The organism is Lapillicoccus jejuensis (assembly GCF_006715055.1).
Lineage (GTDB): Bacteria > Actinomycetota > Actinomycetes > Actinomycetales > Dermatophilaceae > Lapillicoccus > Lapillicoccus jejuensis.
On record NZ_VFMN01000001.1, the window covers coordinates 1,368,466 to 1,383,865 of the forward strand.

Annotated in this window: 17 protein-coding genes; 6 read left to right on the forward strand and 11 right to left on the reverse strand. The window is 74.4% G+C overall.

What is annotated here, in order from left to right; all coding sequences use genetic code 11:
• Nucleotides 1–352: 352 nt before the first annotated feature.
• Nucleotides 353–1,420: a DMT family transporter gene (locus FB458_RS06520; RefSeq protein ID WP_141847770.1), complete on the reverse strand. Its 1,068-nt coding sequence runs from the start codon at nucleotides 1,418–1,420 to the stop codon at nucleotides 353–355.
• Nucleotides 1,421–1,470: 50 nt separating this feature from the next.
• Here FB458_RS06520 and FB458_RS06525 point away from each other — a divergent pair, with 50 nt between their 5' ends.
• On the forward strand, nucleotides 1,471–1,980 hold the full coding sequence (locus FB458_RS06525) for a MarR family winged helix-turn-helix transcriptional regulator (RefSeq protein WP_141847771.1): 510 nt from the start codon (nucleotides 1,471–1,473) through the stop codon (nucleotides 1,978–1,980).
• 318 nt (nucleotides 1,981–2,298) lie between these two features.
• Here the strand turns inward: FB458_RS06525 and FB458_RS06530 are convergent, their stop codons facing one another.
• From FB458_RS06530 to FB458_RS06545, 4 genes are all read right to left on the reverse strand, one after another.
• Nucleotides 2,299–2,904 (reverse strand): hypothetical protein, encoded by a 606-nt coding sequence (locus FB458_RS06530; RefSeq protein WP_141847772.1) that lies wholly within the window; start codon nucleotides 2,902–2,904, stop codon nucleotides 2,299–2,301.
• 156 nt (nucleotides 2,905–3,060) lie between these two features.
• The gene (locus FB458_RS06535) at nucleotides 3,061–4,470 is read right to left on the reverse strand and encodes an amino acid permease (protein WP_141847773.1); all 1,410 of its coding nucleotides are present in this window, start codon (nucleotides 4,468–4,470) and stop codon (nucleotides 3,061–3,063) included.
• Nucleotides 4,471–4,501: 31 nt separating this feature from the next.
• The gene (locus FB458_RS06540; protein ID WP_141847774.1) at nucleotides 4,502–4,915 is read right to left on the reverse strand and encodes a hypothetical protein; all 414 of its coding nucleotides are present in this window, start codon (nucleotides 4,913–4,915) and stop codon (nucleotides 4,502–4,504) included.
• Nucleotides 4,912–5,433 carry a DUF2716 domain-containing protein gene (locus FB458_RS06545; protein WP_141847775.1) on the reverse strand — a complete coding sequence of 174 codons (522 nt, stop codon included), beginning with the start codon at nucleotides 5,431–5,433 and terminating at the stop codon, nucleotides 4,912–4,914. The genes FB458_RS06540 and FB458_RS06545 overlap by 4 nt, the downstream gene beginning before the upstream one ends.
• A gap of 45 nt (nucleotides 5,434–5,478) precedes the next feature.
• Here FB458_RS06545 and FB458_RS06550 point away from each other — a divergent pair, with 45 nt between their 5' ends.
• From FB458_RS06550 to FB458_RS06560, 3 genes are all read left to right on the forward strand, one after another.
• Nucleotides 5,479–6,783, forward strand: a complete 1,305-nt coding sequence (locus FB458_RS06550) for a hydroxyacid-oxoacid transhydrogenase (RefSeq protein ID WP_141847776.1) — start codon at nucleotides 5,479–5,481, stop codon at nucleotides 6,781–6,783.
• 67 nt (nucleotides 6,784–6,850) lie between these two features.
• Nucleotides 6,851–7,081, forward strand: a complete 231-nt coding sequence (locus FB458_RS06555; protein WP_141847777.1) for a type II toxin-antitoxin system VapB family antitoxin — start codon at nucleotides 6,851–6,853, stop codon at nucleotides 7,079–7,081.
• Nucleotides 7,078–7,515 carry a type II toxin-antitoxin system VapC family toxin gene (locus FB458_RS06560; RefSeq protein ID WP_141847778.1) on the forward strand — a complete coding sequence of 146 codons (438 nt, stop codon included), beginning with the start codon at nucleotides 7,078–7,080 and terminating at the stop codon, nucleotides 7,513–7,515. The genes FB458_RS06555 and FB458_RS06560 overlap by 4 nt, the downstream gene beginning before the upstream one ends.
• Nucleotides 7,516–7,523: 8 nt before the next feature.
• On the opposite strand, the gene FB458_RS06565 is transcribed toward FB458_RS06560, so the two are convergent.
• Both FB458_RS06565 and FB458_RS06570 read right to left on the reverse strand, forming a co-directional pair.
• Nucleotides 7,524–7,961: an acyl-CoA thioesterase gene (locus FB458_RS06565; RefSeq protein ID WP_141847779.1), complete on the reverse strand. Its 438-nt coding sequence runs from the start codon at nucleotides 7,959–7,961 to the stop codon at nucleotides 7,524–7,526.
• Nucleotides 7,958–8,329: a VOC family protein gene (locus FB458_RS06570; protein WP_141847780.1), complete on the reverse strand. Its 372-nt coding sequence runs from the start codon at nucleotides 8,327–8,329 to the stop codon at nucleotides 7,958–7,960. The genes FB458_RS06565 and FB458_RS06570 overlap by 4 nt, the downstream gene beginning before the upstream one ends.
• A 144-nt stretch (nucleotides 8,330–8,473) precedes the next feature.
• On the opposite strand from FB458_RS06570, the gene FB458_RS06575 reads away from it, so the two are divergent.
• Nucleotides 8,474–9,916: an ATP-binding cassette domain-containing protein gene (locus FB458_RS06575; RefSeq protein WP_141847781.1), complete on the forward strand. Its 1,443-nt coding sequence runs from the start codon at nucleotides 8,474–8,476 to the stop codon at nucleotides 9,914–9,916.
• Here FB458_RS06575 and FB458_RS06580 read toward each other — a convergent pair.
• Genes FB458_RS06580 through FB458_RS06590 form a run of 3 tightly spaced genes read right to left on the reverse strand, consistent with a single transcriptional unit; the run spans nucleotide 9,876 to nucleotide 11,992 of the window.
• The gene (locus FB458_RS06580) at nucleotides 9,876–11,111 is read right to left on the reverse strand and encodes an FAD-binding domain-containing protein (protein WP_141847782.1); all 1,236 of its coding nucleotides are present in this window, start codon (nucleotides 11,109–11,111) and stop codon (nucleotides 9,876–9,878) included. The genes FB458_RS06575 and FB458_RS06580 overlap by 41 nt on opposite strands.
• 32 nt (nucleotides 11,112–11,143) lie before the next feature.
• A complete protein-coding gene (locus FB458_RS06585) occupies nucleotides 11,144–11,629 on the reverse strand; it encodes an SRPBCC family protein (protein ID WP_141847783.1) in 486 nt (161 codons plus the stop codon).
• Nucleotides 11,630–11,635: 6 nt separating this feature from the next.
• Nucleotides 11,636–11,992, reverse strand: coding sequence for an ArsR/SmtB family transcription factor (locus FB458_RS06590; RefSeq protein WP_246061094.1), 357 nt, complete (start codon nucleotides 11,990–11,992; stop codon nucleotides 11,636–11,638).
• Nucleotides 11,993–12,047: 55 nt separating this feature from the next.
• On the opposite strand from FB458_RS06590, the gene FB458_RS06595 reads away from it, so the two are divergent.
• The gene (locus FB458_RS06595; RefSeq protein WP_141847785.1) at nucleotides 12,048–13,499 is read left to right on the forward strand and encodes an FAD-dependent monooxygenase; all 1,452 of its coding nucleotides are present in this window, start codon (nucleotides 12,048–12,050) and stop codon (nucleotides 13,497–13,499) included.
• Between the two features lie 6 nt (nucleotides 13,500–13,505).
• Here FB458_RS06595 and FB458_RS06600 read toward each other — a convergent pair whose 3' ends face one another.
• Nucleotides 13,506–15,311 (reverse strand): alkaline phosphatase D family protein, encoded by a 1,806-nt coding sequence (locus tag FB458_RS06600; protein ID WP_141847786.1) that lies wholly within the window; start codon nucleotides 15,309–15,311, stop codon nucleotides 13,506–13,508.
• Nucleotides 15,312–15,400: the final 89 nt, after the last annotated feature.

The following is a 15,400-nucleotide window of genomic DNA, read 5'->3' on the forward strand; positions in this document are numbered from 1 at the left end:
CCGGGGCGGCGCTGCAGCTCGACGACCTCGCGGGTGCCTACCAGCTCGCCTACGACGCCCTCCGCACATCGGCCGCCGCCCTCCTCGCCGTCCAGGGCCTGCGCGCGACGAGCCGGGGGGGTCACGTCGCCGTCCAGGACGCCGTCCGAGCGCAGTTCGGCGGGACCGGCTCGCCGTTCCGCTCGTTCAGTCGGATCCGGCGGCTGCGCAACGCGACCGAGTACCCGGACACCGACGGGAGCGGCCCGGACCGGGCCGACGTCGAGGACGCGCTCACGTCGCCGATGAAGCCATCCGCGTCGCCACCGCCCTCATCGCCTCCGGACGGCTCGACCCCTGGCGCTGAGGGCTGTCAGCGGGCGTTCCGCCGACGTGACGACGGTCGCCGTCGGAGCACGGGGTGTCGCGACGGTCGCCGTGGCGGTGCGGTCGCTGCGCGCGGCGCTGCCGTCGGCGACGCTGCACGACTGGCCGGACGTGGCGCACCTGCCGTCGCTGGAGCGTCCGGAGCAGGTCGCGTCGCTGTTGATGTCGGCGACGGGCTGACCTCGCCGGCGTCCGTACGACGCCGCGCCGGCAGCCCCGCCGCGACCCCGGCGAGGACGACGACCCCGCCGACGACCTGGAGCAGCGTGAGCCGCTCCCCCGCGACGACGAGCCCGAGGACGGCGCCGCTGACCGGGTTCAGCAGCCCGACCATGCCGACCGTGCCGGCGGGCAGCCGCGACAGGCCGAGGAACCACACGACGTAGGCGAGCGCCGTCCCGACGAGGATGAGGTAGGCGAAGCCGGCGACCGCGCCCGCCGACATGGCCGGCGGCGGGCCCTCGACGAACAGCGCGATCGGCGCGAGGACGAGCCCGCCGAGGGTGAGCTGCCAGCCGGCGAAGACGAGCGGCGGCACCGGCGGCTGCCACTTCTTGGTGAGGACGAAGCCGATGGTCGCCGACAGCATGGCGAGCAGCGACGCGCCGACGCCGACCGGGTCGAGCCCGCCGGCCGAGGCGCCGACGAGCAGGACGACCCCGCCGATCCCGGCGACCGCGCCGAGCCAGGCGCGGCGCGGGGCCCGCTCACCGAGGACGACGCGGGCGGCGACGAGGGTGACCAGCGCACTGGCCGCCATGAGCGTCGCCGCCACCGACGACGGCAGCCGCTGCCCTGCGACGTAGACGAGGACGAAGAACCCGCCGATGGTCAGCATGCTGATCAGGGCGGTGCGCCACCACCACGACCCGCGCGGCAGCCGACGGCCGAGGGCGAGCAGGAGCAGCCCGGCCGGCAGCGCGCGCAGCGCGGCACCGAGGAGCGGGATGTCCGGCGGGAGGAGCTGCCGGGTGACGAGGTACGACGACCCCCAGGCGACGGGCGCGATCGCCGTGAGGGCGATGGTGCGCGCAGTGGAGGAGGTCGCTTCCATGGAAGCGAGAATACCATGCTCGCTTCCATGGAAGCGACTACGCTGAGCGCATGACCGAGGGGCACGACCGCGTGGACCGCATCGTCGCCGAGTGGGAGCGCGAGCGCCCCGACCTCGACGTGTCACCGCAGCAGCTCGTCGGTCGGCTGCACCGGCTCGGGGCCGCGCTGACCGAGCGGCTGCTCCCGGTCTACGCGGAATTCGGGCTCGGCGAGGGCGACTTCGACGTGCTGTGCGCGCTGCGGCGGGCCGGGGCGCCGTACGAGCGTCAGCCCGCCGAGCTCGCCCGGACGACGATGATCACCACCGGCGCCGCGACCAAGCGGGTCGACCGGCTCGAGGCCGCGGGCCTCGTCACCCGGGCCCGCCGCGACGGCGACGACGGGCGTGCGGTGCGGGTGCGGCTCACCCCCGCGGGCAAGCGGCTGGTCGACCGCGCCTTCACCGCCCACATCGCCAACGAGCAGCGGCTCGTCGCGTCGCTCGACGCGACCGACCGCGCCGCGCTCGAGCGCATCCTGCGCACCTGGCTCGCGGACGTCGCGGGCGAGGAGGCCTAGGACCCCGTACGGCGCCTCGGGTCGGCCCGTCGTCGGCGGAGCTCGCCTCGGATGAGGGTGAGCTGAGACCATCGCAGGCCCACGAAGACGAGGAGCATGAGACCGAGGAGGGCGGCGGCTCCCCACTGGTGTCGCACTACGGCGACGACCGTCGCCACAGCGAAGGCGGGCACCGGCACCACGATCAGGAACACGCCCAGGCGCGAAGCCGCCTCGAGCTGGTCGAGCGCACGTCGTACGGCGACGACGGGTCGAGGCGGAGTCTGTCGGCCCGCCACCTACTCGGACGGCCCTCGCCATCCTGCGGCTTCGGTCCCGTCACGGTCGTCGCGAGCCGGCGTCGGCACTACCGGGGATGATGCCCTGCCGGGCGGCGTTGGTGAGCAGCCGCCGACGGGAGACGAACAGGACGACGGCCGTGAACAGCATGAACGGCGGCAGTGCGAGGTGCAGCACCCTCAGCAGACCCGGTGGCGGTGTCCTCGACTGGTCGTCGAGCACGACGATGACCGTGTAGAGCACGGCCATTCCGAGGAAGTAGAGACTCACCCACCGCTGCCGCTCGGTGAGGTCGACGACCGCCCGGGCCACTTCGAGATCGTTCTCGTCGACGGGCCTGCCTTTGCGCAGCTGCTTCGTCACCCGCGTCCGCGTCCGACGGTCGCCGCTGAGCAGGTAGCGCCGGGTGGGCCCGTGACGCCCTCGCAGCCACAGCCCGAGAAGGAGGCCGGCCGCCAGCACGACGAGCACCGCTGCCGCGAGCCCGATCACCAGCGGCCACCGGACGGGCCGGTCCGGGTGCTGGGCGTGGCCGATCACCAGCGTCCCGACGAGCACGACGACCACGAGGACTCCAGCGCCCGCCGCCATCAGCACGCGGGCACGCCGGTCGTCGCGCAGGCGATGGGCCTGCTCGCGGGTCAACGGCTCACCGTGATCGTTCCACGACGTCCGTCCCGTGTCCTGCGTCATCGCGTCCCCCCGGCTCGGCACCACGGTCGCCGACGGCGACGCAGATGGTTGCTGCGAGCGACCGTACGGCCGGAGGAGGTCCGGTGTCCCGGGAACCGACCAGCGCCCTCAGCGACGGCTGGCGGTCTCGACCGCCGGACGTCCGGCGCCGCGGCGCTGGCGCATCACCCCGAGGACGACGATGACGACCCCGGACAGCACGCTGAGCGCGACCGCCTGCTGCTGCTCGGAGTCGAAGCACATGAGGACGATCGTCACGACGATGAAGACCATCGCCGCGATGGTCAGCCCCGGGAAGGCCCACATCCGGACGATCGGCTGCTCGCCCTCCCCGCGCATCCGGCGGCCGAGGACCAGCTGGCTGGCGGCGATGGCCAGGTAGACGAAGAGCGCGACCGCGCCGGACGTCGCCAGCAGGTAGCCGAAGATCTTGTCGGGCAGGACGTAGTTGCCGATGACGGCGAGGAACCCGACGACCATCGAGGCGAGGACGGCCACGGCCGGGACGCCGCGCGGCGTGATCCGGCGCACGGCCTTGGGGGCATCCCCGCGGGCGCCGAGCGAGAAGAGCATCCGGCTCGCGGTGTAGAGCGCCGAGTTGAGGCAGGAGGCGACCGCGGTGAGGACGACGAGGTCCATGATCGTCGAGGCGCCGGGGATGCCGATGGCCTGGAGCACCGACTGGTACGACCCGTCCTGCAGCTTGTTGTACGGCAGGAGCGCGACGACGACGAAGATCGAGCCGATGTAGAAGATCGAGATCCGCCAGATGACCGAGTTGACGGCCTTGGCGATCCCCTTCTCCGGGTCGGGCGACTCGGCGGCGGCGATGGTGACGATCTCGGTGCCCATGAAGGAGAACATCGTCGTGAGCATCGCCGCGACGATGGCCCCGGCCCCGTTGGGCAGGAAGCCGTCCGGCTGCCAGAGCCCGGAGACGCCGCTGACCTTGCTTCCCGGGAACACACCGAGGATGGCGAGGACCCCGACGACGATGAAGAGGACGATCGCGACGACCTTGATGAGGGCGAACCAGAACTCGAACTCGCCGTAGTTGCCGACGCTGACGAGGTTCGTCGCCGTGAGCAGCAGCGTCACCGCGAGCGCCCACACCCACTGGTCGAGGCCGACGAGCCGGTGCAGGACGTCGGCGGCCGCTGTCGCCTCGACGGGGATGACCAGCACCCAGAACCACCAGTAGAGCCAGCCCACCGAGAAGCCGGCCCACCGCCCGAAGGCGCGCTCCGAGTAGGTCGAGAACGACCCGGTGTCGGGGTTGGCCGTCGCCATCTCGCCGAGCATCCGCATGACGAGGACGACGAGCGTGCCCGCGAGCAGGTAGGAGATGAGGACGGCGGGACCGGCCTTGCCGATCGCCGTCGCCGAGCCGACGAAGAGGCCGGCGCCGATGACGCCGGCGATGGAGATCATCGTGATGTGCCGCGGCTTGAGGCTCGTCCCGAGTCCGTGGCCCCCCGGCTCCTGCAGCCCGGCCGGGGTCGTCGTCGCGTCGCTCATGAACGGGTGGTCTACCGGACTCCCAGGATCCTCACAACCGCGGAGGGTTGATGAGCGGCACCCCGGCGAGCTCCGCCACCCGCTCGCCGTCGGAGGCCGGCAGGGCGAGCTGTCGCTCCTTGCCCTTGTCGAGCTCGAGGACGACGGTGCCGTTCCACCGGCTGACCCGCACTCCGTTGACCCGAGACCAAGGGAGGGTCCGCCCGAGCTGCCGCACGCCGTCGCCGTCGACCCGGACAGGGAGCAGGAGCATGGCGAGGCGCGCGGAGTGGAGGAGGAGCTGGAGGCCCCAGAGCGCGGCGAGGACGGGCTTCCTGCCGACGATGCCGAGCACGACTCCCACGACGGCGATGACGACGATGAACGCCGTCACGACAGTCGTCGTCCGCTGCGACGAGGCGGGGCGGAACGAGAGGGGGGCGAGCGCCCCACCCACCTCGCTCACGCGCGTCGCCGTACGGGGAGCCACGCGGCCAGCTCGGCGCCGAGGGTCGCGACGAGCGGCTCGCCCCACACGGTGAGGGTCCGCTGCCAGGGGTGGCCGAACGTCCCCCAGACCTGGTCGGGGTGGACGTGGGCGCGGTAGTCGCCGTCGGGCACGACGGGCACGCGCCAGGTGCCGCCACCCAGCGCGTGCCGCGCGGGCGACCAGCGGTACGCCGGGTGCTGCCAGTCGAGCGCGACCAGCTCGCCGTCGCCCCCCTCCAGCCCGTCCTGGCCCAGCAGGTCGACGAAGGCGCGCAGCGCGACGGCGTCGACCGCCGCCGACCCCGCGGCGAACGGAGCCGGTCCCGCGTCGAACACGGGCGCGAGGTCGAGGGTGACCGCCCCGTGCGGCTCGTCGATCGCGGGCGGACCGGCAGCGTCCACCGAGGCGCGGAAGCCGAAGCGGGCCTCGAAGGGCCACCACGCGTCGTCGTACGGGATCTCGCGCCACGCGCCGCTCTCCCCGACCTCCTGCATACGGGGCAGTGTGCCAAGCCCGGAGCCGTCGGGGAGGATGACGGCGTGAGCCAGACAGCGACGTCCAGCAGCACCACGACCAGCGAGACCGTCTTCACCTACGCCTCGCCGCGGCTGAAGTTCGGCGCCGGCGCGAGCGCGGAGGTCGGGCACGACCTCGCCGCGCTCGGGGTGACCCGGGCGCTGCTCGTCACCGACCCGGGGATCGCCGCGAGCGGGGTCGCCGACCGGGTGGCCGAAGCGGTGCGGGCGGCCGGCCTCGAGGTCGAGGTCTACGCCGAGGCGCACGTCGAGCCGAGCGACGCGAGCCTGCGCGCGGCGGTCGAGGCGGCCCGCGCGATGGGGCCGTTCGACGGGGTCGTCGCGGTCGGCGGCGGGTCGAGCATCGACACGGCCAAGGCGGTCGACCTCATGCTCACCTCGTCGGGCGACCTCCTCGACTACGTCAACGCCCCCGTCGGCGGCGGCCGCGCGCCGGAGAAGCCGCTGCTGCCGCTCGTCGCCGTCCCCACGACGGCCGGCACCGGCGCCGAGTCGACGTCGGTGTGCGTCCTCGACGTCCTCGCCCGCAAGGTCAAGACGGGGATCTCGCACGAGCGGCTGCGGCCGGTCCTCGCCGTCGTCGACCCCGAGCTGTCGGCGACCATGCCGGCCGGGGTCACCGCCGCGTCGGGGCTCGACATCCTGTGCCACGCGCTGGAGAGCTACACCGCTCGCCCGTACGACGCCTTCCCCCGCAAGGAGGCGTCCGAGCGCGTCCCCTACTGCGGCGCCAACCCCATCGCCGACATGTGGAGCGAGAAGGCGATGTCGCTGCTCGCGTCCGCGTTCCGGCGGGCCTACCGCGACGGCGAGGACCGCGAGGCGCGGCTCGAGATGTCGATGGCCGCGACCTTCGCCGGGCTCGGCTTCGGCAACGCCGGCGTGCACCTGCCGCACGCGAACGCCTACCCCGTCGCCGGCGGGGTGCCCGACGGCTTCCACCCGGCCGGCTACCCCGACGACCACGCGATGGTGCCGCACGGGATGGCCGTCGCGCTGACCGCGCCGGAGTCGTTCCGCTTCACCTTCGAGGCGACGCCCGAGCGCCACCTCGCCGCGGCGCGGCTGCTCGCGCCGCAGCGCAACCCAGGGGACGACGCCCGCGACGAGCTGCCGTCGGTGCTCGTCGACCTGCTGCGCGACGTGGGCCAGCCCAGCGGCCTCGCCGAGGTCGGCTACGCCGAGGGTGACGTCCCGCAGCTGGTCGAGGGGACGATGGCGCAGGCGCGGCTGCTGTCGATCTGCCCGCGCACCCCGAGCGAGGACGACGTCGCCGGGGTCCTCGCGAGGTCGATGCACAACTGGTGAGAGCGATGGTCGCCCGCCTGTGGACGACGGAGTACGGGAGTACGGGTCGACGAGTACGGTGACCCGTGTGAAGACGACGATCGAGCTACCGGACGCGCTGGCCGACGAAGCCCGAGCGCTGGCGCACGAGCACGGGACGACCCTGCGCGAGCTCGTCGTCGAGGGCCTGCGCAGCGAGGTCGAGCGCCGCCGCCGGCCGCCGGCCCCGGTCGACTTCCATTTCCCCACCGCACGCGGCGAGGGGCTCGCCGTCGCGGCCGAGGACGTCCTCGCGACCTCCTACGGTCTGCCGAGGTGATCGCCCTCGACACCAACCTCCTCGTCTACGCGCACCGCGAGGACAGCCCCGACCACGCGGCGGCGTCGGCGGTGCTGCTGGACCTCGTGCACTCCGGCCGGCCGTTCGGGGTGCCGTGGCCGTGCCTGCACGAGTTCCTCGCCGTCGTGACCTATCCGCGGATCTACCGGCCGCCGACGCCGCAGGCCGTCGCGGTCGAGGCGGTCGTCGCGCTCACCGCCCTCGAGCAGGTGCACGTGCTCGGCGAGGGCCGCGACCACCTCCCGCTCCTGCAGGAGCTCCTGACCGGCTCCGGGGTCGTCGGTCCGGCGGTCCACGACGCGCGCGTCGCCGCGATCTGCCTGTCGCACGGCGTCGACGCACTGTGGTCGGCCGACCGCGACTTCGGCCGGTTCCCCCGGCTCACGGTGCACAACCCGCTCGTGGGGCGGTGACGCCCGGGCTACCTCACGAGCCGCCGTACGGCGTCCCGCACCACGTCGGGGACGGCGACCGGGCGCCGGGTGCCCGGGTCGACGTACACGTGCACGAAGCGGCCCACCGCGCTCGGCTCGTCGGCGTCCTCGCGGAAGACGGCCAGCCGGTAGGTCACGCTGCGCTCGCCGAGCCGCTCGACCCCGAGCCCGACGGTGAGCGCGTCGGGGAAGGCGACCGAGGCGAGGAAGCGGCACGAGGTCTCGACGACGACGCCGAGCGCGGGCAGCCGGGTGACGTCGCCGACCTGACGGCCCAGCCAGCCGTTGACGACGGTGTCGAACCACGCGTAGTAGACGACGTTGTTGGCGTGGCCGTACTGGTCGTTGTCGGCCCACCGGGTCTGCACGGCCTCGAGGACGGGGAAGTCGGCCCGGGTGGGCGGCGCGGGTCGCGGGTCGCTCATGCGGGACGTCGCTGCTCGACGAGACCGACGGTGTTGCCCTCGCTGTCGAGGACGAAGGCCTGCCACTCCTGCGTGCCCGCCGGGCCGAGGGTGTCGTCCTCGTGGATGACGATGACGTGCGGCTCGCCCGTCACCTCGACACCGCGGGTCCGCAACCGTTCGACGGCGGCCTCGAGGTCGTCCACCTCGACGTACAGCGTCGCGCTCGGCGCGCCGCCCTCGAGCAGCAGCCGGGTGCCGTCGAGGTCGAAGAACACGAGGCCCGGTGGGTCGTACGTCGCGGCCGGAGGCGCCCCCAGCAGGTCGGTGGAGAACGCCGTCGCGCGAGCGAGGTCGGTGGCGCGCTGGGCGACCTGGGTGAGACGCACGGGGACCTCCGTCGGGTCGGGGCGGGCCGGGCCGGCCGCTGGAGCGGGTGTCGGTCGGGGCAGTCTGCCCTGACTAGACTCACGGCGTCGCGGGTCCTGGGGTGGGGCGTCCCCGCGAGACACTCGGGACGACGGGACGGGACGATGCCGCACACGCTGCTGGAGATCAGGGGCCTGCACCAGTACCGCGGCTTCCGGCACGTCCTGCGCGGCCTCGACCTCACCATCGGGCACGCCGAGATCCTCGGTCTCGTCGGGCGCAACGGCTCGGGCAAGTCGACGCTCATCAAGACCGTGGGCGGCCAGCTGGCTCCCCGCGAGGGCACGATGCTGCTCGACGGGGCGCCGTACGGGCCGCAGAGCCCGGCGCAGGCGCGCGAGGCCGGCGTCAGCGTCATCGAGCAGGACTTCGCCGTCGCCCCCGAGGTGACGGTGGTCGAGAACATGCTGCGACACACCGACCTCGCGCAGGCCCCGCGCCAGGAGCAGCTCATGCGGGGGGTACAGGTCCTCGGCCGCACCGGCTTCGACCTCGACCTCGAGCGGCCGTTCGGCGAGCTCGACCCCGCGGGCCAGGCGCTCGCCGAGGTGCTGCGGGTGCAGGCCGAGGGCGCGCGGCTGGTCATCTTCGACGAGGTCTCGGCCGTGCTCGACGACCTCGAGATCTCCCAGCTGCACGCGGCCGCCCGGCTGCTGCGCGAGAGCGGCTGCTCGATCCTGCACATCGCCCACCGGCTCGAGGAGGTCACCGCCCTCTCGGACCGCGTGGCGGTCGTGCGCGACGGCGTCGTCGTCGAGGTCGTGGACGCCGACCGCGCCGAGGCCGACGACCTCGTGCGCGCGATGCTCGACCGCGGCCTGCCGGAGCGCCACCAGGCGCAGCGCCCGGCCGGGCGCGAGGTGCTCACCGTCCGCGGGCTGGCCGCCGACGGCCTCGCCGAGCCGGTCGACCTCACGCTGCACGGCGGGCAGGTCCTCGGCGTCGTCGGGCTGCGCACGTCCGGCGCGCGCGACCTCGTCCTCGCCCTCGCCCGGCAGGCCGAGGCGCACACCGACGGCCGGGTCGCCCACGTCGCCGGACGCTCGGACGACCAGCTCGAGGCGCGCCAGTCCGACGTCCTCACCGCCGGCCTCGAGGGGCTCGACGAGCACGAGCGGCTCCAGGCCGCCTTCGTGCGGGCCATCGAGTTCGAGATGGAGACGTCGAACCTCCACGCCCCGGTCAAGAACCTCAGCGGCGGCGACCAGCAGAAGGCCTCGATCGCGTCCGTCGCCGAGACGACCGCGGACGTCGTCGTCCTCGAGCACCCCACGCGCGGGGTGGACGTCGGGGCCCGCACCCGCGCGTACGACGTCGTCGACGAGCTCGTCGCGCGCGGCAAGGCCGTCGTCGTCCTCACGAGCGACCTGTCCGAGGTGCTGTCGATGTGCGACCGGGTCGCGGTGCTGCACCAGGGACGGGTCGTCGCCGTCCTCGACACCGCCGACGTCGACGAGGACGTCGTCATGGACTACGCCCTGACCGGCGCGTCGGCGCCCCGTCGGGTCAGCCGCGAGGGCGGCCGACGGAGCGCACCCAGGCACTGAACGAGCGCACCGGCGCCGGCTTCGGGCGGACCAGCCACGGCCACGGGTGCACCTCGACGGGGCGCACCGCGGCGGCGCGGGTCGCGAACCCCGGCACCGGGGCGTGGGTGACGGCGAGCGAGCGGCCGGCGAGCTCGTCGGCGATGCGGCCGCGGCGGACCTCGACGTCGCGGCGGGTCGCGAGGTCGCCGAGGGTCTCGGCGAGGAAGACCAGGCGCTTGCCCGACAGGTGCAGCCGCCTCAGCAGCGGCTCGTCGAAGACGAAGACGACCGGCCGGGAGTCGTCGGCCGCGAGCGCCGGGTCGCCGTCGCCGAGCGACTCGGCGGTGAGCCAGACCTGCTCGGCGCCGTCGCCCTCGACCGCGTCGGGGCCGGCGGGGATGTCGCCCGCGCCGAGGTCGGGACCGTCGACGGGCGCGAGCCGGGTCTCCGGGGGCCAGCCCTGGACGGGGCAGGCGTCGGAGAGGGCGCACTCGCGGCACAGCTGCGGCGCGCGCTTCTCGACCTGCCAGCGGCTGAAGCCGTAGGGCTTCCCGGACCCGGTGCCGACGGTCCACTGCCAGCCGAGCCGGTTGGCGGCGCGCGACCCGTCGACGAGGTGGGTGAAGAAGCGGTCCTCGCCCTCGCGCCAGTCGGCGCCGGCGCGGACGGCCCACTGCGACGCCATCCACATCCGGGTCTGGTTGACCAGCCAGCCGTCGGTCTCCAGCTCGCCGGTGACGGCCTCCATGCAGCGCATCTTCTCCGGCCACGGGTCGTCCCAGGGGGTGCCCGTGCGCGGCTGCTCGTGACGCAGCTCGCGACCCAGGGCCGCGCCGGTCCGCGCGTAGAGGTGCCGCGCGTACTCCTGCCAGAGCAGCTCGTCACGGTACTTGTCCCGGTCGCGGTACGGCGCCGCGCCGGCCGCGTCCCACGCCTCACGGAGGGTGACGAGGTTGTACCGCAGGTACGGCGACATCCGGCTCGCCCCGCGCTTCCCCACCGGCAGGACGGTCGAGCGGTCCCGGGCGTAGCCGGTGACGTCGAGCGTCGCGAGCGCGGTGTCGGCGGTGGTCTGGCCGCCGGTGAAGGCGCCCTTGGCGACCCCGTCCGCCCCCTCGAGGGTGAGGTCGCCCAGGTGCTCGGCGACCCAGCGGACGACGTCACCGCCGTCCCCCTTCTCACGCTCGGGCGGCGGCGGAGTGGGCAGGCGCATGCGGGACGCCGTACCCGCTCAGGCGGCGGCGGTCACGCGACGAGCGCCGCGTCGATCTGGTCGATGGCCGACCGGGAGCCCTCCTCGACGCCCATGTCGAGCACCTTCTGCAGGTCCTCGGCCGAGTCGAACTGCGATACGTAGGTCGCCCGCGTGCCCTCGCCGTCCGCCTCGAACGCGTAGACGTTGTGCGACACCGGCATCCCCGGCGCGTCCTCGAGGTCGCCCGTCGCGAAGCCGTCGTCGAAGGTGAGGCGATGGGGCTCGTCGACGCCGGTGATGCGCCACCAGCCGCCGTACCGCTCCCCCTCCGGCGAGGCCATGTAGTAGGTGCAGCGGCTGCCCACGGACAGGTCGTGGTCGACGAAGGTCGCCGGGTAGGTCGGCGGACCCCAGACGCGCTCGAGCTGGCGCGGGTCGGCGTACAGGCCCCAGACCCGCTCGACCGGCGCCGCGAAGTGCGCGGTGATGGTGAGCGTGCGGGCGTCGAGGTCCTTGGTGATGTCGGTGACGGGCATGGTGGGTCAGCTCCCTGTCGTGGGTGGAGTGGGCTGGTCGGGGTCCTGCGCGAGCAGCAGGTCGATGCGGTCGATGCGGCCGCGCCACACGGCCTCGAGCTCGTCGAGCAGCGAGGCGACGGACCGCACGGCGGTGACGTCGCCGGTGGCGAGGGCCTCGCGGCCCACCCGGCGCTTGGTCAGCAGACCGGCGCGCTCGAGGACGGCGACGTGCTTCTGGACGGCGGCGAAGCTCATCCCGTACGACGCCGCGAGGGTCGAGACCGAGTGCTCGCCGGCGAGGACGCGGCGCAGGATGTCGCGTCGGGTCCGGTCGGAGAGCGCGTGGAACAGCGCGTCGGCGCGGTCCTCGCTGTCGGTCACAGAGATAACTTACAACCGTTTGGTTGTAGGTTGTCAAGGGGGCGAGACTCGCGAGATGGACGTCGTGGTCGTCGGGGCGGGCCCGACCGGGTTGGTGCTCGCCGGCGAGCTGGCCCTCGCCGGGGTGGACGTGCTCGTCCTCGAGCGGCGGGTGATCCCGGCGCTCGTCGGGACGCGGGCGCGCGGCTTCCACGCGCGCACCGTCGAGCTGCTCGACCAGCGCGGGCTCGCCGAGCGGTTCCTCGAGGTGGGGCGGCCGTTCGCCGTCTCGAGCCTCGCCGACGTCCCCCTGCCGGTGGCGCAGCTGCCGACCCGGCACCCGTACACCCTCGCCATCGAGCAGGTTGAGGTCGAACGACTGCTGCGCGGCTGGGTGGGCGAGCTCGACGTGCCGGTGCGGTGGGGCGTCGAGGTGGCCGGCGTCGAGCAGGACGCGGACGGGGTGACGGTGCGGCTCGCCGCGGGCGCCCCGATCCGGGCGTCGTACGTCGTCGCCGCCGACGGCGGGCGGAGCACCGTCCGCGACGCCGTCGGGCTGGGGCTCGTCGGCACCGAGGCGACCCGCAGCAACCTCATCGCCGACGCCCGGATCGACGACGACGCGCCGCGCGGGATGCGGCAGGACGCCCTGGGGATCCACGCGATCGGACCGGTCGGCGCGGACGGCCTGTCCGGCGTCGTCGTCACCGAGCCGCGGGTCGGGCCCTCCACGCCCGCCACCGAGGACGAGCTGCGCGCGGCCGTCGTCGCGGTCTGGGGCGGCGACCTCGGGCTGCGCGACGTCGCGTGGGTGTCGCGCTTCACCGACGCCTGCCGCGTCGTCGAGGACCACCGGCGCGGGCGCGTCCTCGTCGCCGGCGACGCCGCCCACGTGCACCCGCCGACCGGCGGTCAGGGGTTGGGTCTCGGGTTCGAGGACGCGGTCTCGCTCGGGTGGCGGCTCGGTCAGGTCGTGCGCGGGGTGTCCCCGCAGACCCTGCTGGACACGTACGGCGCCGAGCGGCGGCCCGCGACGCAACGGGTCCTCGACCACGTCCTCACCCAGGCGTTCCTCCAGCGCGGGGACGCCCGGACAGAGGCGTTCCGCCGGTCCCTGGCGGCGCTGCTCGAGAGCGAGCCGGCGAGGGTCGCGACGGCGGCGCTGCAGATGGGGCTCGACGTCGTGCACGAGGTGCCGGGTGGCGGCGACCACCCGGTCGTCGGGCGACGGCTGCCGGACCTCGACCTGCTCGTCGACGGGACGCCCGTCCGCGCCTTCTCGCTGCTGCACGAGGCGCGTCCGCTGCTGCTCGACCTCGGCGGCGCGGGCGGGCTCGAGGCCCCCGGGGGCATCGTCCGGACGGTGCGGGCGCAGGCCCCGGTCGAGTGGGAGCTGCCGGTGGTCGGCGCGGTGCCCGCCCCCGGCGCCGTGCTCGTCCGACCGGACGGGCACGTCGCCTGGGCGGGCGACGACGACGGCGGGCTGGCGCCGGCCGTCACGAGGTGGTGCGGGACCGGCCCGGGGTGACCCGGCTCAGCCCCGCCCGCGACCGGCGGTGCGCGGCTCGTCCGCGCGCGGTCCGACCGGCCCGGTCGCCGGGCTGAGCCGCCGCGCCCCGGCGAGGGTCTGCCAGGACGTCGCGTAGGCGGGGACGACGTCGGGGACGACCCGCGGGTCGGGCTGCGCGCTCGTCGGGGTGGGCGTGAGGTGGAAGTCGGCCTGCACCCGCTCGGGGGTGACGTCGACGACGACGTACCCGTGCCCGACGCCGTCGAGGTAGGAGATCCACGGGTTCGTGGCCCGGACGGCGGCGGTCGCCCCCTTCACCGCGGTGACGACCACCTCCGGCGGCACGCCGGTGAGGGCACCCGAGAACCCCTCGTAAAAGCCGTCGCTCGTCACCGACGGGCAGACGAACTCGACGCCCACGCCGTCGTACGACGCGGTCCTGGTCGCCGGCAGGTCCATCGCCCACGACGAGTGGATGTCGCCGGTGAGGACGACGGTGTCGCCGGCCTCCGCGGGCAGACCGGCGAGGTGGCCGAGCAGGTGCGTCTGGTCGGCCTGGTAGCCGTCCCACTGGTCGGAGTTGAGCAGCTCGGGGACGCCGTTGATGCCCAGCGCGGCGCCCGGGAAGCGGACCGGCGTGAGGACGACCTGGTTGCCGACGAGGTGCCAGGGGACCGAGCCGTCGGCGAGACCCTCTTCGAGCCAGGCGAGCTGCTCGGGCTCGGGCAGGTGCCGGGTCGGGTCGGCCAGCTGCGCCTGGACGGCGGGGTCGCTGTCGGGGATGAACCCGCCGCCGGTCGTCGTGAAGGGCGCGACGTCGACCTGGCGGCTGCGGTTCTGCCGGGTCTCGAGGACCGACAGGTCCGCGAGGGCGCCGAAGGTGAAACGCTTGAAGAAGCGCCGGCCCTGGTGGGGGACCTCCTGCTGGTCGGGCATCCGGAAGGGCATCCACTCGAGGTAGGCCTGGTAGGCGTCCCGCCGGCGGCGCAGGAACGAGCCCTCCCCCGGGTCGTGGTTCTCCGCGCCGTCGTCCCACGCGTTGTTGGCGACCTCGTGGTCGTCGAAGATCGTGATGAAGGGGACCGCCGCGTGCGCCGCGCGCAGGTCGGGGTCGGCCTTGTGCAGCGCGTGGCGCAGCCGGTAGTCGCGCAGGTCGAGGGTCTCCGTCGGCGGCTGGGCGTCGCGGACGCCGATGAGCTGGTCGGGGCCGTAGCGGTCGGCGCCGTTGCCGTACTCGTAGATGTAGTCACCGACGTGCAGCACGAAGTCGAGGTCGGTGCGCGCGGCGATCGCGCGGTAGGCGCCGAAGTAGCCCCCGGTGTAGTTGCTGCACGACACGAGGGCGAGGCGCAGCGCGCGGACCTTGCCCGGCACGTCGGGGGCGGTGCGGGTCGACCCCACCGGGCTCGTCCCGCCCTTGGCGACGAAGCGGTACCAGTAGCGCGTGTAGGGCTGCAGACCCGTCACGACGACCTTGACCGTGTGGTCGCTGTCGGGGCTGGTCATGACGTGACCGCGCTGGACGACGGTCGTGAAGGCCGCGTCGGCGGCCACCTCCCAGCGCACGTTGAGCGGGGCGCCGAGGCCGCTGCCGGGCGTCGCGACCGGCTGCCCGGGGCGGGTCGGCGGGGTGGCCCGCGTCCAGATGACGACGCTGTTGCCGCGGGGGTCGCCGCTCGCGACGCCGTACCCGAAGACGCCCTGGCTCGCCGGCTCGGCGGCGACCGCCTCGTCGAAGGGGCGCAGCACCCCGAGGGCGGTCGCGCCGGCGGCGGCCGCGGCCCCCTTGAGGACGGTACGGCGGCTGGGGGCGGGTCGCGTCGACGTCATGGCCGCATGCTCGACGCAGGCCGGTGAACGTCACCACCTCGGCGGGTGAACGGCGGACGACGGCCCTCGCCGGCGGCGCCCGTCCGTGC